Consider the following 16252-nt stretch of genomic DNA (forward strand, 5'->3'; position numbering starts at 1 on the left):
GGGAGAGGCGTCACCATCCGTCAGTCCCGCGCCTCCAGGCCGGAAACGTAGGCGTCCACCGCAGCGATCATTCGCGGCCACTCGGCCAGGCTCGGCTCGCCGCGCAGGTCGAAGGTGACCGCGGCGCCCCTTCGCGTGACGAACGACACGCGGCACGACCCCCGCGCAGGCTCGGCCGCGAACGGCATGCACGAGGCGCCGACGGGTGAAGACCAGGCGCGGCCGGCCGGACTGAACACATGGATCGGCCCCTTCGTCGGCGTCACCTCGAAGCCGGCCTCCTCATGCGTGGGGTAAGCGGAGGGAGCCAAGCGCTTCGGCGCGACGGGCCGGCCGATGATCAACAGGTCCACCCCCTCCAGCCCGGCGCCGGAAGGACGGAACGAGATCGACGTCGCCCGCGCCGGCGGCTCTGAAGCATCCTGACAATAGGCCCATCCGCCGTGCGCGTCGCGACGAGCGCGGCTCGGAAGGCGCGCCTCGCCGTCCACGCCCAGGATCGCCGGCCGCAGGCGGGTGGGGACGCGAAAGGTTCGCGCGTCGATGCTCACCCTGACCTCGGGGCTCGCCACGCACTCGGCCTGAGGCCGGCCGCAGGCCGTCAGGGATAGAAGCGAAAGCATGGTCACGAGAGCCTTCATCGCCCCTGCCCCTCGAAACACACCCAGGTCCAGGTCACCCCCGCCGCCTGGTTGCCGGCCTGCACCGAGGCCGCCTCGGCGCGGTGGACCAGCCGCAGCCCGGCGTCGCGCGCCAGCGCCACGGTCGCCTGCACGTCCACCGGCCAGACCGGCCGCGACGGCGCGCCGGGGCCATGGCGCAGCGACATCACCAGCACCCCGTTCCTCGCCAGCAGGTCGGCCAGCGCCGGCATCGCCTCGGCGCGGGCCTGATCGTCCAGGTGCTGCCAGACGCCGCTCAGCAGCAAGCGGTCGAAACGCTCGCCGCGCAGGCCTGAAAGTTCAGGCAGGCGGTCGTCGATCCAGGCCAGCTCGGGATGCAGCGCCCGGCCCGCCTCGCGCAGGGCCGCGACCGGCTCGACGGTGACCACCGCGTGGCCCAGGCCCGCCAGCCAGGCCGCGTCGCGTCCCGTGCCGGCCCCGATGTCAGCGATCCTGGCCCGCGCCGCTGGAATGAATTGGGCCACAGGCGCGTAGAGCCCGGCGGGGTCTATGGCCTCGAACCGGTCGACCAGGTCCTGCCCGTCGGCCTCGTAACCGGCCAGCACCGTCTTAATCACAGGTCCACGACCTCGCATTTGAGCGCCTGGCGGATGCGGTCGGCGACGATGCGGCGGTGGCAGCAGGCCGGGTCGTCCTCGTAGCACAGCAGGGCGATCCGCTTTTCGCCCGCCAGCTGCGTGGCCTGGGCCAGGGCCAGCTGGGCCTTGGGCTCTTCCAGGTGGGCGGCGAAGATTGCCCGCATCTCGTCGGTGCGGCCCGCGCGGGCGGCGTCGCGGCCGGCCTTGGGCGTGCCCAGCGGCTGCAGGTGCAGGTAGCCGATGCCCTGGTCCTGCAGGCTGTTTCCCAGCAGGGTCTTGGAGAAACCGGCCTTGCGCGACGAGGCCACCGCCCGCACGTCGACCACCAGCTCCACCCCGGCCGCCTTCAGCCGATCGATCATGCCGCCCTGGGTGTCGGTCTCGTAGCCGATGGTGGCGAGCGGATTCATCGTCGGCTCCATTGGACGGCGGGGCTGTGGGCGCCTACGTTAGCGGGAAGAGCCGAAGAAGGAACCTCTGGCCGATGGACGCCGCCGTCTTCCGCGAGCCCAAGCGGCGTTTCATCGCCATCGACAGCCCCGCCGGCGACGGCGAGATGGCCGCGCTGGACTTCGGCCCGGCCAGCCGCGCGGTCGACGTCGTCTTCGTGCACGCCAACGGCTTCAACGCCCAGACCTATCGCGCCCTGCTGGCCCCGTTGTCGGCCGGCCTGCGGGTGCTGGCCGTCGACCAGCGCGGCCACGGCGACAGCCGCCTGGCCGCCGATCCCGACGGCCGCCGCTCGTGGCTCGACCTGCGCGACGACCTGCTGGCGCTGCTGCGGGCGCTGGACCAGGCCCCGGTGGTGCTGGCCGGCCACTCGATGGGGGCCACGGTCAGCCTGCTGGCCGCCGCCCAGGCCCCGGGCAAGGTCTCCAGCGTCGTGCTGCTGGATCCGGTGATCATGCCGCGCCTGGTGGCCCTCTACGCCAAGGCGCCGTGGACTTCGGGGCGCCTCTGGAAGCGCATGCCGATCGCCCAGGCCGCCAGCCGCCGGCGCGAGGTGTTCGACAGCCGCGAGGCCGCCTTCGCCGCCTATCGCGGCCGCGGCGCCTTCAAGACCTGGCCCGAGACCATGCTGGCCGACTATGTCGGCGGCGGCTTCAAGGACCGTCCCGACGGCAAGGTCGAACTGGCCTGCACGCCGGCCTGGGAGGCCTCCAACTACGCCGCCCAGGGCCACGATCCGTGGCGGGCGGTCAGCCAGTTCCGCGGACCCGTGCGGATCCTGGCGGCCGAGACCGGCTCGACCTGCCGCATCGGCGACGGCGCCGCCTTCGCCCGCCGCGGCAAGGCCGTGCGCATCGAGACCCTGGCCGGAACCAGCCACTTCCTGCCGATGGAGCGCCCCGACCTGGTGCGCGAGGCCATCCTCGACGCGGCGACGTGAGGCCAAAGAAAAACCCCGGACCGCAAGGTCCGGGGTTCTAACTCCTCCCCCGCGTGCGGGGGAGGGGGACCGCGAAGCGGTGGAGGGGGCGAGACTGGGCTCATTGCCGGCCGTCGCCCCCTCCGTCACGCTGCGTATCCGCAGCGCGCCACCTCCCCCGCTACGCGAGGGAGGAGAACGCTCAGATCACCAGATCTTCACGCGATCTTCCGGCGCGATGTACAGCTTGTCGCCCGGCTGGACGTCATAGGCCTTGTACCAGCCCGGCTGGTTCCGGATGGTGCCGTTGACGCGGTAGTAGGCCGGCGAGTGCGGGTCGCTGGCGATCTGCTGCTTGAGCGCATCGTCGCGGCTCTTCTGGCGCCACACCTGGGCCCAGCCCAGATAGACGCGCTGGTCGCCGGTGAAGCCGTCCAGCACCGGGGCCGGCTTGCCGTGCAGCGAGGCGTGGTAGGCGTCGAGGCCGAAGGACAGGCCGCCCATGTCGCCGATGTTCTCGCCCATCGTCAGGTCGCCGTTGACGTGCACGCCCGGGAAGGGCTCGAACGCCGAGTACTGCGCGCCCAGCTTGGCCTTCTGCACGTCGAACTTGGCGGCGTCTTCCGCCGTCCACCAGTCGCGCAGCACGCCGTCGCCGTCGGACTTGCGGCCCTGGTCGTCGAAGCCGTGGCCGATCTCGTGGCCGATCACGCCGCCGATGCCGCCGTAGTTGACGGCCGGGTCGGCGTCCGGATGGAAGAACGGCGCCTGCAGGATGGCGGCCGGGAACACGATCTCGTTGTTGACCGAGTTGTAGTAGGCGTTGACCGTCTGCGGGGTCATGCCCCACTCGGTCTTGTCGACCGGCTGGTTCAGGCGCTCGACGTCATGACGCCATTCGAAGGCCCCGGCCCGCAGGGCGTTGCCGTAGGCGTCGTCGGCGCGGATCTCCAGCTTGGAGTAGTCGCGCCACTTGTCGGGATAGCCGATCTTGACGGTGAACTTGGCCAGCTTGTCGAGGGCCTTGTCCTTGGTCTCCGGGCCCATCCAGTCGAGGCCTTCGATGCGGGCCTTCAGCGCGGTGCGCAGGTTGGCCACCAGGTCGACCATCTTGGCCTTGGAGTCCGGCGGGAAGTACTCGGCCACATAGACCTTGCCGACGCTCTCGCCGAGCATGCCGTTGACCTGGGCGACGCCGCGCTTCCAGCGCGGGCGCTGCTCGGGCTGGCCCGACAGGGTCTTGCCGCGGAACTCGAACGCCGCGTCGGCGAAGCGCTTGGACAGCATCGGGGCCGCGCCGTCGACGACCTTGAACGCCTGCCAGGCCTTCAGGGTGTCGAGCGAGGTGTCGGCATAGACCTTGGCGAACTTCGGGAAGGCGGTGTCGGTGGTCACCACCACGCGGTCGAGCTTGGGCAGCTCGGTGCCGACCAGATAGCGGTTCCAGTCGTAGCCCGGGGTCAGGGCCTGAAGCTCGGCCCAGGTCTTGGGGTTGTAGGTCTTGTCGCGGTTGCGGCGCTCGACGCGGGTCCAGCTGGCTTCGGCCAGTTGGGTTTCGAAGGCGACCACGGCCTTGGCGCTCTCGGCCGGATTGGCCCAGCCGGCGAAGCCCAGCATCTTGGCGACGTAGAGCTCGTAGGCGGCCTTCTTGTCGGCGAACTTGGCGTCGAGATAGTAGTCGCGGTCAGGCAGCGACAGGCCGCCCGTGCCGGCATAGACGGCGTAGCGGGTGGGGTTCTTGGCGTCGGTCGAGACGTAGAGGCTGAGGATCGAGGCGAAGGCCGTGGTCGGGCTCTTGCCCATCAGGGCGGTGAACTCGTCCTTGGTCTTGATGGCCTTGATCTGCTTCAGCTCGCCGGCGATCGGCGCGGCGTCCAGCTTCTCGATGCGGGCCTCGTCCATGAAGGCCTTGTAGGCCGCGCCCACCTTGACGCTGTCGGCGTCGGTGGTCTTGCCGGCGGCGGCGCCCTCGATGATGGCGCGGGTGCGGGCTTCCGACAGCTCGGCCAGCTTGTCGAAATTGCCGTAGCGGGTGCGGTCGGCGGGGATCTGGGTGGTCTCGTCCCACTTGCCGTTGGCGTACTTGTAGAAGTCGTCGCCCGGCTTGACCGAGGTGTTCATGCCCGTGAGGTCGAAGCCCCAGGCGCCGTAGCGCGGCGACTCCAGCGAGACGGCCGCGCCGCCGCCTTCCGCGCCCTGGGCGAACAGCGACTGGACGGTGCAGGCGTCGTCGAGACAGGCGTGCTCTTCGTGAGCCTGGGCGCCGAAGGCGGAGATCGAAAGGGCGACCGCCGCGGCGGCGCCGAACCAAGCTTTTTTCATCGAAAGGCAGATCCGTTGGAAAACCGGCGGCAATCTGCGCCGGAGATCGGAATTTCCTGCCTTAAAATTCTGTCATGTTTCCACAGGCGGGCCTGGCGCCCACGCAAGCGCCACCTTGGGTCAGTGCCGATGCGGCGCGGCGGGCGCGGCCGCAGCCACGGGTTGCGGCGGAGCCGTCCGCACCGCCAGTTGCGCCTCGACCTTGCGGCCGCCGTCGAAGGTCAGGGTCAGCGGCAGGCGCTCGCCCGGCTTGAGCGGGCGCTTGAGGCCCATGATCATGAAGTGGTTTCCGCCCGGCGCGAAGGCGACCTGGCCGCCCGGCGGGATCACCAGGCCCTGGGTCATGGCCCGCATCGACGAGACGCCGCTGGCCTGCGTCGTGCGATGGACCATCACCTCGCGGGCCAGCGGGCTGGCGGCGCCCGTCAGGGTGAGCGGCGCGCGGCCGCGATTGGCCAGCACCATGTAGCCGGCGCTGTTCATGCCCGCGGCCGCCACCGGCCGGGCCCAGGCCTGGCGAATGTCGACCTCCACCGCCCGCGGCGCGGCCGCGCCGAGCACGGGGGCGAGAGCCAGCAGAGGCAGCAGCGGAGTGAAACGACGCATGGAACATCCTTGAAAGGCGCCGGAACGACTTACGCCGGTTGGACCCGGGCGGCGAGCGACCAGAGGTTGGATCAAGGATCGGAGACCCTGCTCCTCCCCCGTGAAGCGGAGCAGAGAAAGTCGGCTTCACCGCCCCTCGACCTCTTGTCGCATCGCACCTGCCCTTGGCCCGGCGAACCGTGCTAGGCGGGGCGACCAAGATCGACGGACCACCGCATGACCGGTCAATTCACCGACGCCGAACGCCGCACCACCCTGGCCGGCCTGATGATCGTCTTTCTGCTCAGCGCGCTCGACCAGACCATCGTCTCCACCGCCATGCCGCGGATCATCTCCGAACTGCACGGCCTGACGCTCTACAGCTGGGTGACCACCGCCTACCTCCTGAGCTCGACGGTGATGGTGCCGATCTGGGGCAAGCTGGGCGACATCTACGGCCGCAAGCCCGTGCTGGTGGTCGGGATCTCGATCTTCATGGTCGGCTCGTGGCTGTCGGGCCTGTCGGGCGAGTTCGGAACCCTGGCCGGCATGAGCGGCATGGTGCAGCTGATCGTCTTCCGCGCCCTGCAGGGGATCGGCGGCGGGGCCCTGTTCACCACCGCCTTCGCGATCATCGCCGACCTCTATCCGCCGCGCGAGCGGGGCAAGTTCGCCGGCATCTTCGGCTCGGTGTTCGGGCTGTCCAGCGTGCTGGGCCCGCTGATCGGCGGCTATTTCACCGACCACGGCACGGTCCACCTGGCCGGCCACGTGATCGCCGGCTGGCGCTGGGTGTTCTACGTCAACCTGCCGCTCTGCCTGCTGTCGCTGTTCATGATCCTGGTGAAGATGCCGGCCCTGCCGCACCAGCGCTCGGGCAATATCGACTTCCTGGGCGCGGCCCTGCTGATCGCCGCCTTCGTGCCGCTGCTGCTGGCGCTCAGCCTCGGCGGCCACGACATCGCCTGGGCCTCGCCCCAGAGCATCGGCCTGTTCGTCGGCGCGGCCGTGGCGCTGGGCCTCTTCGTCTATGTCGAGAGCCGGGTGTCGAACCCGATCGTCCCCCTGCACCTGTTCAGGAACAAGACCTTCGTCACGGCCAACCTGGCCGCCTTCCTGATCTCGATGGCCTTCATGGGGGTGGCGGTGTTCCTGCCGCTCTACATGCAGCTGGGCCTGGGCGTCGACGCCACCACCTCGGGCCTGGCCATGCTGCCGCTGATGGGCGGGCTGATCGTCGGCTCGGCGGTGTCGGGCCAGCTGGTCACCCGCACGGGCAAGTACAAGCCGTTCATGCTGGGCGGGGCGTCGCTGCTGCTGGTCGGCGTGGTCCCGATGACCCACCTGGCCGGGATCCAGCACCTTTATCTGCTGTGCCTGCTGCTGCTCGTGGTCGGCGTGGGCCTGGGCCCCAACCAGAGCCTCTTCAACCTGGCCACCCAGAACGCGGTGTCGCCGCGCGACATCGGCGTGGCCACCAGCTCCAACCAGTTCTTCCGGCAGATCGGCTCGACCGTGGGCGTGGCCGTGGCCGGCGCCCTGCTGACCACGCGGCTGGCGGCCTATGGCGGCGGCAAGCTGGATCTGGGCGCCCTGCAGGGCCTGGCGCTGGAAAGCGGCGTGGTCGGCGGAACCCGCGACCCGGCGCTGGGCCAGGCCCTGGCCTTCGCCGTCAGCGGCGTGATGCAGGCCGCGCTGGTGGTGATCGTGCTGGGCCTGGCGGTGATCCTGTTCGTGCCCGCCCTGCCCCTGCGCTCGCGCATGCCCGCCGCCGAGCCGGTGCTGGAAAAGGAAGAGGTCGCGGGCTGATCCGCCCCCGGCCGTCGTCCCCCTCCCCGAAGGGAGGGGGACGCAAGGCTCAGCGCGGGGCCATGCGGATACCGCCGTCCAGGCGCACGTCCTCGCCGTTGAAATAGCCGCAGGTGATCATCGTCAGGGCCAGCTGGGCGTACTCGGCCGGGTTTCCCAGGCGCTTGGGGAACGGCACGCTGGCGGCCAGGGCGTCCTTCACGTTGTCGGGCGCCGCGTTCATCAGCGGGGTGTTGAAGATGCCCGGCAGGATGGTGTTGACGCGGATGCCGTCGTTCATCAGGTCGCGGGCGATCGGCAGGGTCATGCCGATGACGCCGCCCTTGCTGGCCGAATAGGCGGCCTGGCCGATCTGGCCGTCCTCGCCCGCCACGCTGGCGGTGTTGACGATCGCGCCGCGCTCGCCGTCCTGCAGCGGCGGGAGGTCGAGCATGCCCTTGGCCGACTTGGCGATGCAGCGGAAGGTGCCCACCAGGTTGATCTGGATCACGCGGTCGAAGATATCGAGCGGGAAGTGCTTGGTCTCGCCGGTGGCCTTGTCGCGGCTGGCGGTCTTGGCGGCGTTGCCGACGCCGGCGCAGTTGACCAGGATCCGCTCCTGGCCGTGGGCGGCGCGGGCCTTTTCGAAGCCGGCGTCGACATCGGCGTCGCTGGTGACGTTGACCTTGCAGTAGACGCCCCCGATCTCCTTGGCGACCTCTTCGCCGCGAGCCTCGTTCATGTCGAAGATGGCGACCTTCACGCCCTGGGCGGCCAGGGCGCGGGCGGTGGCCTCGCCAAGGCCCGAGGCGCCCCCGGTGACGACGGCGGCGACGGTGTTGTCGAGTTTCATGGACGTTTCCCCTGGGGTTGCGTTTAATTGGTGTGTTGAGGAGCGGTTTAACCCGATGAGCGCCGACGCCAAACCATCCCCCGACGTCAACGGCGGCGTCACGCCCGACGACGTGCTGGATCCGAGGAAGGCCCTCGTGCCGGCCACGGTGCGGGTCAACGAGCAGCGGGTGACGCGCGGCTTCTGGCCGAAGATGCGCAAGGTGGCCTCGAAGATCCCGTTCGCCGCCGACGCCCTGTCGCTGTGGTGGTGCGCGCGCGATCCGGAGACCCCGACGGCGGCCAAGGGCATGATGTTCGCCGCCCTGGCCTATTTCGTGCTGCCGACCGACGCCATCCCGGACGTGCTGCCGGCGCTGGGCTTCACCGACGACGCGGCGGTGATCGCCGCCCTGCTGGCCATCGTCGGCAAAAACCTCAAGGCCCGCCACAAGGACGCGGCCCAGGCCTTCCTCGCCAAGCTCTCCAAGGATGACTGACACGGTCCTGTGGGCGATCTGCGGCGCCTGCACCCTGGCCTACGGCCTGGTGCTGGTCGAGCGCCCGCCGTCGTTCCTGCGCACGCTGGTCAAGACCGCCGCCACCAGCGCCCTGGCGGTGCTGGCCTATCTGGAAGGCGGCACGGTGCTGCTGGCCGTGGCGCTGACCCTGTGCGCGCTGGGCGACGCCTTCCTGGCCGGCGATCCCAAGCGCTGGCTGCCCTTCGGCTTGGCGGCGTTCCTGGCCGGACACGTCGTCTACGTGATCGTCTTCTGGCGCGAGCGCGCGGCCCCCGGCCAGGCCTTCTTCGTTCTGGCGCCGGTCGCGGCCCTGGTCGGGGCGGTGATGCTGCGGCGCCTGTGGGGGTCGCTGGGGCCGCTGCGGCCGGCGGTGCTGGCCTATGTGGCGGCGATCCTGGCCATGGTGGTCAGCGCCGCGGCCCTGCCGGCCGCGCGCTGGCCGGCGACGGCGGGCGCCGTGGCCTTCATGGCCTCCGACGCCATCCTGGCCTTCGACCTCTTCAAGAACGCCAGGCTGTTCGGCTCGGCGCGCCTCACCGCCTGGGCGGTGTGGTTCCTCTATATCGGCGGCCAGGCCGCGATCGCGGCGGGGATGCTGCGCTAGCCCCCTTCGCCCTAGGGTCTGGACTCAATTGGCGTGCAAAGAAACGTGTCTTCCCGGCCGGAGGAGCGCGTCAGCGATCCGTAGAGCCGGGATCTCCCACGTCGGCAGGTTCGAAAACTGTGGGAGATCCCGGCGCTCCGCTGCGCTGCGGCCGGGATGACAACTGCTATAAGCTATTGAAACAGATAACCCATTGCCCTCGGCCAATTGAGTACCCGTCCCTAGGCCCGCGCCTTCCATTCCGCCCGGGTCTGGCCCCACACCTCGTTGGGGGTGTCCTGGTAGGGCGGGGGCAGCGGCGCCGGCCCCCGGTTCCTCGACCCCAGCCGCGTCGCCACCTGCTGGGAGGGCGTGTTGTCGGGGTGGATGCAGTGGATCACCTCCTCCCAGCCCAGATGATCGAAGGCCCAGTCGATGGCCGCCTGCGCCGCCTCGACCGCATAGCCCTTGCCCCAGGCGCTGCGCAGCAGGCCCCAGCCGACCTCCGTGCCCGGCCAGCCCTCCGGCCGCCACGGACCGATGCGGCCGACCCACAGGCCGGTGTCCCGGGCGATCAGCGAGAACATGCCAAAGCCGTTGATCGCCCACGAGCCGGCCATGCTGGCCATGCCGCGCCAGGCGGCCTCGCGCGTCTGCTGGCCGCCGATGTACTGGGCGGCCTCGGCGTCGGCCATCAGCTCGGCCCAGCCGTCGAGGTCCTGGGCGCCGGTGGGGCGCAGGATCAGGCGGGCGGTCTCCAGCGTCGGACCGGGGGCGATGGCCATCGTCGTTTCCTCCCTCTTGTTCTTCGTCTTCTTCGTCGTTGTCAGATCACGCAGGCGGCCAGGCCGTCGCGGCGCACCGTGCCCGAGGCCGCGCCGATCCGGCGCGAGCGCTTCTGGACGTAGCGGCCCGGCTTGACCGCCTTCCACTTCAGCGGGCTGGGCAGGATCGCCGCCAGCCGCGCCGACTGGGCCGGGGTCAGCTTGGCGGCGCTGACCCCGAAATAGCGCTGGGCGGCGGCCTCGGCGCCGTAGATGCCGGGGCCGAACTCGATGGAGTTCAGATAGACCTCCATGATCCGCTGCTTGCCCCAGCCCAGCTCGATCAGCACCGTGAACCAGGCCTCCAGGCCCTTTCGCAGGTACGAGCGGTCGGGCCACAGGAAGACGTTCTTGGCGGTCTGCTGGCTGATGGTCGAGCCGCCGCGCACCTTCTTGCCCTTCTCGTTGTTCTCGTAGGCCTTCTGCAGGGCCTCGACGTCGAAGCCGTGGTGCTCGCAGAAGCGGGCGTCCTCGGCCGCGATCAGGGCGCGCGGCAGGCTGGGCGAGACCTTCGACAGCGGCCGCCAGCGGTGATCCCAGCCCTTGCCCTCGGCGGCGCGGATGACCATCAGCGGCGTCGCCGGCACCGGCACGAAGCGATAGACCAGCACGGCCAGGATCGGTCCTGCGATCAGCAGGATGAACAGCGCCAGGAAGATGTTGCGCAACAAGACCTTCAAAACCCGACGCCCCTTGCCTTGACCTTGCGGCCGGATGCTAACCAACGATGGAGACGCTCGATAGGGTGCGTTGGTTAGGGAGGCCTTGATGCCGGAGACGATGAGCGTGTCCGAGGCGGTGGCGCGGCGGTTTTCGGCGCGGGCCTTCAAGGCCGATCCGGTGCCGGGACAGACGGTGCGAGCGATCCTGGAGACCGCGGCCCGCGCGCCGTCCGGCGGCAACCTGCAGCCTTGGAAGGTGCACGCCATCGCCGGAGAAGTGCTGGCCGAGTTCAAGGCCAAGGTGGCCGCGCGCCTGGGCTCGCCCGACGAGGCGCAATACGCGGTCTATCCGGCCAATCTCTGGGAGCCGTTCCGCAGCCGCCGCTTCCAGGTGGGCGAGGACCTCTACGGGGCCTTGGAGATTCCGCGCGAGGACAAGATCGGCCGCCTGCGGCAGTTCGCCCGCAACGCCGAGTTCTTCGGAGCCCCCGTGGGCCTCTTCTTCTCCATCGACCGCAACCTCGGCCCGCCGCAGTGGTCGGACCTGGGCATGTACATGCAGACGGTGATGCTGCTGGCCGCCGAGGCGGGCCTGGCCACCTGCGCCCAGGAGTTCTGGTCGGCCTACGGCGCGCTCTCGGCCGAGTTCCTGGGCCTGCCGGACGATCACATGGTGTTTTCCGGCATGGCGCTGGGCGTCGCCGACGAGACCGCTCCGGTCAACGCCTGGCGCTCGCGGCGCGACGATTTCGAGGTCTGGGGCGAGCTTCGCGGGTTTTGACGGCGGCTCCCGCCGCAAGGGAGCGCTTCCACCTCACCGCGATCTCGGCCGGCCGCGAAATCCCTTCGCCACAAGGGTCCGCGCGCGAGAAACATAAGTTTCACTCCGGGCAAGGAGACGGTTGATCACTTAAGGTTGCGGGCGTAGCGTCGCCAAAAGCGTTGGAGGAAAGCACCCCATGAAGATGATCCTCGCCGGTCTGGCCGCCCTGTCGTTCGTCGCGCCGGCCGCGGCCCAGGAGTGGCCCAAGCAGGATTGGCGGGTCAGCCGGATCTCCAACCTTTCGGCCCAGACGCCGTCCTTCTACGAGCCCGACGGCGGCGCCCGCCCGATCCAGAGCGTGTATTCCACGAGCGTCACCTTCCGTCAGCCGGCGCCCACCGGCCGCTCGAACATCGCCCTGGACGTCGGCTCGATCCGCCGCGAGGGCAAGGTCGCCCTGGTCAGCTACTTCGTGTGGCCGGACGACAAGTCGAGCTACACCGAGATCTCGTCGCGCATCGACTGCGGCAAGACCGGCGAACAGATCAACGCCGTCCGCCACTACGACCAGGACTTCGCCCTGGTCGGCGGCCACGACATGCGCCTGCGCCGCACCGACGCCACGGCCCGCGCCGTGGCCATCCAGGTCTGCGGCGCGGCCCGCACCAACGTCAGCGGCAAGTCGCTGCCGGAACTGGTCAAGGGCGGTTGATCCTTCAGCCCCCGACGGACAACAAAAAAGCCCCGGCCTTGCGGCCGGGGCTTCTTCGTTTCGAGGGTGCAGGCCGCGCTTAGGCGGTCTGCTTGACGCCGGCTTCGGCCAGCCACTCGACGATCTTGCTCTTGGGCATGGCGCCGACCTTCATCGAGGTCATCTGGCCGCCGCGGAACAGCATCATCGTCGGGATGCCGCGCACGCCGTAGCGGGCGGGGGTCATCTGGTTCTCGTCGATGTCGATCTTGGCGACCACGACCTGGTCGGCGAGCTCCTCGGAGATCTGCTCCAGGGCCGGGGCGATCTGCTTGCACGGGCCGCACCACGTGGCCCAGAAGTCGACGAGCACGGGGCCCTCGGCTTGCAGGACGTCTTGTTCGAAGGTGGCGTCGGTCACCGCAACGGTGCTCATGGTCAGGCTCCTGGCTGGCGCGGCGGGTCGGGGGATCGCGGCGCGAAATTGAGAACGGTGGCGGTTGCGACCGCCTCTTGATCGAAGATGTAGGCGCGGGGGGCGCGTCCGGCAATAACTCAGAAGAGGCGCGAAAGCGCCGCGGCCCGCACGTTTTCTGGAACGACCATCAGTTTGGGACCATCCGTCCACACGATCGCCGCCTCGATCCGGCGACCCGGGAAGATTTCGGCCAGCACCGCCGCATAGACCGCCATCTGCGACAGATAAGCCGGATCGGCGTCCTCGATGCGGTCGGGCGAGGGGCGGTTGGTCTTGTAGTCGACCACCAGCACCCGCTCGGGATCGACCACCAGCCGGTCGACCCGGCCCGAGATCGCCATGCCCGACGGCAGCTGCGCGGCGGCCCCGGCCAGCGAGACCTCGCCCCGCGAGCCCGGCCCGAACACGGCGGCGAACCGCTCGTCCTCCAGCACCCCGAAGGCGGCGGCGGTCATCTCGGTTCTCTGGGCGTCGGTCAGGTCGCGTTCGGCCGCCAGCAGGCGGGCGGCGGCAGCCCGCCGGCCGGCCGGCGCGATGTCGGGCAGCAGCTGCAGCAGGCGGTGGATGATCTCGCCCCGGCGATAACGGCCCAGGCCCTCGATCCTGGCCAGGGGCGAGGGCGCCGAGCCTGCCGCCTCCTCCTCGGCCTCCAGCGCCGAGGGCGCGGCCCAGCGGGCGCCGGCCGAGACGGGATCGGCGGCCCGCCGCGCCCAGTCGGGCAGCAGCGCGGGCGGCGCCTCGACCAGTTCGGCGGCCGGCGGCGCGGGCGACGGATCGGGGCCATAGCGCAGGATCCCCGTCTCCGCGTCGATCGTGCGCACGTCCTCGGCGATGCGGGCATGGGCGAAGGCGGCGCGGGCGGCGGCGTACCAGCCGCCGACGTTCTCGTCCTTGGTGCGCGCGTCGATGCGGCCGCACAGCACCAGCCGGTCGCGCGCCCGGGTCAGGCCGACATAGAGCAGGCGATAGGCCTCCTGCTGGGCCTTGTCCTCACGCAGCTTGCGCGCCGCCGCCGAGGCCTCGCAGTCCTGCTTGCCCGAGGCGCACCAGAGAAAACCCTTCTTCTCGGTGGCCAGCAGCGGCGAGCCGCGCGCCCCGCCCTTCATCGTCGTCTCGGGCAGGAAGACGATCGGCGCCTCCAGGCCCTTGGCGCCGTGGGCGGTCATCACCCGCACCTGCCGGCGCACGCCCTCCATCTCGCGCTTGACCACGATGTCCAGCGCCGCGAACTCGGCGACCAGGGTCTCCAGATCCCGCACGCCGCGCGCCTCGGCGTTGGTGATCTGGGCCAGGAACTCGTCCAGGGCGTCGGCCGCCTCCTCGCCCAGGCGCGTCAGGGCGCGGGCGCGGTTGCTGACGCCGTTGATGTCCAGCTTGCCCAGGAACAGGGCGTAGAACTCATACGGCTGGCGGCGACGGCGGGCGGTCAGGGCCCAGTCCAGCAGGGCGTGCGCCTCGCGCCAGGCCGGACGCTCGTCGGCCCGCGCCGACAGGACGCCCCACAGCGTTCCCTTCCGTCCCTTGGCCAGGGCGTAGAGATCATCGTCCGTCAGCGCGCAGAACGGGCTCTTGAGCAGCGCCGCCAGCGTCAGATCATCGTCCGGGAACAGGCAGAAGCGGCCCAGCGCCAGCAGGTCGTCGAAGACGATGTGGGCCGACAGCGACAGCCGGTCGGCGCCGGCCACCGGCACGCCGCGCCGCTTCAGCGCCCGCAGCACCTCCTCGAACAGCGCCTTGCGCCGCCGCACCAGCACCAGCACGTCGCCGTAGTGGGCCGGACGCCAGACGCGGGCGTCCTTGTCGAAGACGCCGTCGCCGCGCTCGACCAGGGCCTTGATCTCGGCGGCGATCCTTTCGGCCAGGCGGCGGTTGGCGCCCTGCTCGGTCTCGATGTCCAGCGGGGCGTCCCAGGCCTCGCGCTCGGCGGCCACCGGCTCGCGCTCCAGCGGCCACAGGTCGACGCAGCCGGGATGATCCTTGCGGAAGGCCACGTGGGCGGGGATGTCCTCGCCGGTGGGGGCCAGGCCCAGCCGCGCGTCGGGCGCCTCGAACAGCGCGTCGACGAAGTCCAGCACCTGCCGGGTCGAGCGGTACGAGGTCGACAGCGGCACGGCCTTGCCCACCCGGCCGACGGCCTCGATGCGGGCGATGTAGTCCTGCGTCTCGATCAGCAGGCGCTCGGGCTGGGCGCCCTGGAACGAATAGATCGACTGCTTCTCGTCGCCGACGATGAACAGGGTGCGGCCGTCCGCCGCCTTGCCGTCGCGCCCCGGCGCCCCGGCCCCGGCGAAGAAGTCCTCGGTCAGGGCCGACAGGATCTCCCACTGCTCGGGCGCGGTGTCCTGGGCCTCGTCGAGCAGGATGTGCGACACCCCGCCGTCCAGCTTGTAGAGCACCCAGGCCGCGTCGACCTTGCGGGTCAGGAGATCGCGGGTCTTCTCGATCAGGTCGGAGAAGTCGAGCGCCCCCTGCGCCTGCTTCTCGGCGATGAACTCGGCCAGATACAGGGCCGCCAGCCGCATGGCCGCGACGCTGTCCTCGGCCACCCGGGCCGCGCGCATCCATTCGCGGGCCTCGCCCAGGCGCTCCTGCTCGGCCAGCAGGCGCTCGCGCAGGTCCTCGCGGCTCTTCAGGCCCGAGGTCTTGCCCGGCCACGTCGCCGGCGTGCCGACGCCCTTCTCGGTGAACAGCACCGCCAGGGCCTCGTCCAGCGTGGCGGCGGGGTTGGTCGCCACCGCCCGCATCTGGTCGGCGCACTTGATGTCGGTCTTGCCGCCGCCCGACAGCACGTCGGCGACCGACCGCCAGAGCGTCGGATCCAGGTCATCCATCGCCTGGGCGGCGACCGCCTCCACCGTGGTCGGCTCGGCGAAGCCGCACAAATCCCAGATGTCGGCGATCACGCCTTCCAGGCCGCCGGCGCGGTCCAGATAGGCGGCGATGTTGGCCCGCTGGTGCTCGAACGTGGCGAACATCGCCTCGAACGAGGCGAAGTCCAGCGCCACCGAAAAACGGGCATAGGCCTGGGAGAATTCGTTGTCGGTGGCGGTGACGAAGGCGGCCAGCTTGTGCAGCGCGGCCTGGGCCACGGCGGCCGAGGCGCCGTCGTCCATCACCTCGAAGCCCGGCGAGACCCCGGCCTCGATCGGAAAGCGCCGCAGCAGCTTCTCGCAGAAGGCGTGGATGGTCTGGATCTTCAGGCCGCCGGGCGTCTCCAGCGCCTTGGCGAACAGGCTGCGGGCCTTCGACAGGGCGACCGCGTCGAACTCGCTCTGCGGCCGGTCGACCAGGCCGGCGATCTCGGCGCGCAGGGCGTCGTCGGGCGTGACGCACCACTTGCCCAGGCGGTCGAACAGACGGTGCTGCATCTCGGCGGCGGCGGCCTTGGTGTAGGTCACGCACAGGATCGCCGCCGGCTCGGCGCCGCCCAGCAGAAGGCGCGCGACCCGGTCGATCAGGGTCTTGGTCTTGCCCGAACCGGCGTTGGCCGTGACGAAGGCCGAGATGGCCGGATCGGCGGCGATGCGTTGGGGGTCGATCACAGGGAACCTCCCCCTCTGGGGGAGGCGATCGC

Annotated in this window: 16 protein-coding genes; 6 read left to right on the plus strand and 10 right to left on the minus strand. The window is 70.5% G+C overall.

Translation table 11 applies throughout. From position 1 onward, the window contains the following. Window positions 1-20: 20 nt before the first annotated feature. The 3 genes from AC1DCG_RS12690 to AC1DCG_RS12700 are packed head-to-tail and all read right to left on the minus strand — an operon-like array spanning window position 21 to window position 1671. Window positions 21-641 carry a hypothetical protein gene (locus AC1DCG_RS12690; protein ID WP_477036943.1) on the minus strand — a complete coding sequence of 207 codons (621 nt, stop codon included), beginning with the start codon at window positions 639-641 and terminating at the stop codon, window positions 21-23. Beyond that, entirely contained in the window at window positions 638-1240 is a 603-nt protein-coding gene (locus AC1DCG_RS12695) for a class I SAM-dependent methyltransferase (RefSeq protein WP_477029324.1), read from the minus strand. The genes AC1DCG_RS12690 and AC1DCG_RS12695 overlap by 4 nt, the downstream gene beginning before the upstream one ends. Next, complete coding sequence (locus tag AC1DCG_RS12700) at window positions 1237-1671, minus strand: DUF488 domain-containing protein (RefSeq protein ID WP_477029323.1); 435 nt, start codon at window positions 1669-1671, stop codon at window positions 1237-1239. Before AC1DCG_RS12700 ends, AC1DCG_RS12695 begins: the two co-directional genes overlap by 4 nt. 74 nt (window positions 1672-1745) lie before the next feature. Between AC1DCG_RS12700 and AC1DCG_RS12705 the strand changes: the two genes are divergently transcribed. Further along, window positions 1746-2651: an alpha/beta fold hydrolase gene (locus AC1DCG_RS12705; protein ID WP_165261099.1), complete on the plus strand. Its 906-nt coding sequence runs from the start codon at window positions 1746-1748 to the stop codon at window positions 2649-2651. A gap of 186 nt (window positions 2652-2837) precedes the next feature. Here the strand turns inward: AC1DCG_RS12705 and AC1DCG_RS12710 are convergent, their stop codons facing one another. Further along, window positions 2838-4952, minus strand: a complete 2115-nt coding sequence (locus tag AC1DCG_RS12710; protein WP_477029322.1) for a M13 family metallopeptidase — start codon at window positions 4950-4952, stop codon at window positions 2838-2840. Between the two features lie 120 nt (window positions 4953-5072). Next, entirely contained in the window at window positions 5073-5558 is a 486-nt protein-coding gene (locus AC1DCG_RS12715) for a copper chaperone PCu(A)C (RefSeq protein ID WP_477029321.1), read from the minus strand. A 216-nt stretch (window positions 5559-5774) separates the two neighbouring features. Between AC1DCG_RS12715 and AC1DCG_RS12720 the strand changes: the two genes are divergently transcribed. Then, window positions 5775-7346, plus strand: coding sequence for an MDR family MFS transporter (locus AC1DCG_RS12720; protein ID WP_477029320.1), 1572 nt, complete (start codon window positions 5775-5777; stop codon window positions 7344-7346). A gap of 49 nt (window positions 7347-7395) precedes the next feature. Here the strand turns inward: AC1DCG_RS12720 and AC1DCG_RS12725 are convergent, their stop codons facing one another. Next, window positions 7396-8178: an SDR family NAD(P)-dependent oxidoreductase gene (locus AC1DCG_RS12725; protein ID WP_165261107.1), complete on the minus strand. Its 783-nt coding sequence runs from the start codon at window positions 8176-8178 to the stop codon at window positions 7396-7398. A 55-nt stretch (window positions 8179-8233) separates the two neighbouring features. Here AC1DCG_RS12725 and AC1DCG_RS12730 point away from each other — a divergent pair, with 55 nt between their 5' ends. Together AC1DCG_RS12730 and AC1DCG_RS12735 are read left to right on the plus strand one after the other, a co-directional pair. Next, window positions 8234-8656 (plus strand): YkvA family protein, encoded by a 423-nt coding sequence (locus tag AC1DCG_RS12730; RefSeq protein ID WP_165261109.1) that lies wholly within the window; start codon window positions 8234-8236, stop codon window positions 8654-8656. After that, entirely contained in the window at window positions 8649-9281 is a 633-nt protein-coding gene (locus AC1DCG_RS12735; protein WP_477029319.1) for a lysoplasmalogenase, read from the plus strand. The genes AC1DCG_RS12730 and AC1DCG_RS12735 overlap by 8 nt, the downstream gene beginning before the upstream one ends. Window positions 9282-9502: 221 nt before the next feature. Here AC1DCG_RS12735 and AC1DCG_RS12740 read toward each other — a convergent pair whose 3' ends face one another. After that, a complete protein-coding gene (locus tag AC1DCG_RS12740; RefSeq protein ID WP_477029318.1) occupies window positions 9503-10045 on the minus strand; it encodes a GNAT family N-acetyltransferase in 543 nt (180 codons plus the stop codon). Window positions 10046-10086: 41 nt separating this feature from the next. Continuing rightward, window positions 10087-10800 (minus strand): monofunctional biosynthetic peptidoglycan transglycosylase, encoded by a 714-nt coding sequence (gene mtgA, locus AC1DCG_RS12745; RefSeq protein ID WP_346764952.1) that lies wholly within the window; start codon window positions 10798-10800, stop codon window positions 10087-10089. Between the two features lie 64 nt (window positions 10801-10864). Here mtgA and AC1DCG_RS12750 point away from each other — a divergent pair, with 64 nt between their 5' ends. Both AC1DCG_RS12750 and AC1DCG_RS12755 read left to right on the plus strand, forming a co-directional pair. Beyond that, entirely contained in the window at window positions 10865-11527 is a 663-nt protein-coding gene (locus AC1DCG_RS12750; protein ID WP_477029428.1) for a nitroreductase, read from the plus strand. 178 nt (window positions 11528-11705) lie between these two features. Next, complete coding sequence (locus tag AC1DCG_RS12755) at window positions 11706-12221, plus strand: hypothetical protein (protein WP_477029317.1); 516 nt, start codon at window positions 11706-11708, stop codon at window positions 12219-12221. A gap of 79 nt (window positions 12222-12300) precedes the next feature. Here the strand turns inward: AC1DCG_RS12755 and trxA are convergent, their stop codons facing one another. Together trxA and addA are read right to left on the minus strand one after the other, a co-directional pair. Next, a complete protein-coding gene (gene trxA, locus AC1DCG_RS12760; protein WP_101717002.1) occupies window positions 12301-12636 on the minus strand; it encodes a thioredoxin in 336 nt (111 codons plus the stop codon). Between the two features lie 119 nt (window positions 12637-12755). Further along, window positions 12756-16220, minus strand: coding sequence for a double-strand break repair helicase AddA (addA, locus tag AC1DCG_RS12765; RefSeq protein WP_477036940.1), 3465 nt, complete (start codon window positions 16218-16220; stop codon window positions 12756-12758). Window positions 16221-16252: the final 32 nt, after the last annotated feature.

Source organism: Caulobacter sp. 10L414, from assembly GCF_056395525.1.